This window comes from Pseudomonas entomophila, from assembly GCF_013523125.1.
Taxonomy (GTDB): Bacteria; Pseudomonadota; Gammaproteobacteria; order Pseudomonadales; family Pseudomonadaceae; genus Aquipseudomonas; species Aquipseudomonas entomophila_B.
The window spans coordinates 1-940 of record NZ_JAAMQJ010000102.1 but is presented as its reverse complement, the minus strand read 5'-3'; the positions used below and the strand labels follow the sequence as shown (position 1 = coordinate 940).

Genomic DNA, 940 nt, shown 5'->3' with positions numbered 1-940 from the left:
GCCCTGCTCATTGGCCAGGGCCACCAGGTTGTTGCGGGCCTGCTGGCACTGCTGCACCTGATCGTTGAGCGATGCAGCATCGGCCCGAGCCTTCTCGATCTGGCCGTGCTGCCACCAGATGACGCCGCCGGCGGCGAGGGCCAGCACCAGCCATAGCGGGATAGCCTTGAGTGCCGCCAGCAGCCAGCTCATGCCAGCGCCCGCCGCACGCCTTCGTCGATCACCGCCGCCGAGTACGGGTTGCCGCCGTTCTCATGGACGATGATGCCGACCACCATCCCACGCAGCGTGGTCGGGTTCTTGATGTCGATCGGCGCCGTGGGGTGCACGCCGATGCGGGTGGCCACCGCGCGCGCATAGGCCTGGGTGTCGTTCTCGTTGCTCGGCGCCCAGCGGTTGATGGTCTCGAGCACGGTGTCGATACCCTTGCCGCCGACGCCGGGCATGCCGTCCTTGCCCCGGTAGTTGATCAGCAGCTTGCCCAGGGCGCGGATGCCGTTCTCGGGGGAGTCGAAGCGGGCGAAGCGCGGGTTGGGCACGCCCTCCTCCAGGCCCAGCTGGCCGACCCAGGCGTTGCGTGGGTTGAAGTCGATGTTGCCCGGATTTCGGTTCCGGACGCCGCGTGGTGTGGTCATGGGTTTTCTCCAGGCATGAAAAAGCCCGCGCGGGGCGGGCTTGGTGGGTGCAGCGGGACGTCAGGCGGCGGTGTTGGCCTCGTCGACCGGCGCCGGCTCGGCTGGCTCCTTGGCCGTGATCGAGACCTTGGCGGTGTACTCCTTCAGCACCTGGGCGGTGTAAACCTGGGCGCCCGGGGACTGGGTCAGGATCTCGCGGGCGCGCGCATCGGCCTCCTCCTGAGTGGCGTAGCGGACCGAGTTGGTGACGTCGTAGCCGTTGCTGACGTTGATGGCGATATAAGGCATTGGGTTTTCTCCAGACA

The 940-nt window shown here is 67.6% G+C and carries 3 protein-coding genes; all 3 read right to left on the bottom strand.

Going from position 1 to position 940, the window contains the following annotated elements; genetic code table 11:
• The coding region (locus G7007_RS21745) for a hypothetical protein (RefSeq protein ID WP_181105163.1) at positions 1–192 on the bottom strand (192 nt) is incomplete at its 3' end.
• Positions 189–635 carry a structural protein P5 gene (locus tag G7007_RS21740; RefSeq protein WP_181105161.1) on the bottom strand — a complete coding sequence of 149 codons (447 nt, stop codon included), beginning with the start codon at positions 633–635 and terminating at the stop codon, positions 189–191. The genes G7007_RS21745 and G7007_RS21740, both read right to left, overlap by 4 nt.
• 60 nt (positions 636–695) lie before the next feature.
• Complete coding sequence (locus tag G7007_RS21735) at positions 696–923, bottom strand: hypothetical protein (protein WP_181105159.1); 228 nt, start codon at positions 921–923, stop codon at positions 696–698.
• Positions 924–940: the final 17 nt, after the last annotated feature.

Bases quoted from the DNA above. Each gene is read 5' to 3' on its own strand.
- G7007_RS21740 (WP_181105161.1), bottom strand. From the start codon at position 635: ATGACCACACCACGCGGCGTCCGGAACCGAAATCCGGGCAACATCGAC.
- G7007_RS21735 (WP_181105159.1), bottom strand. From the start codon at position 923: ATGCCTTATATCGCCATCAACGTCAGCAACGGCTACGACGTCACCAAC.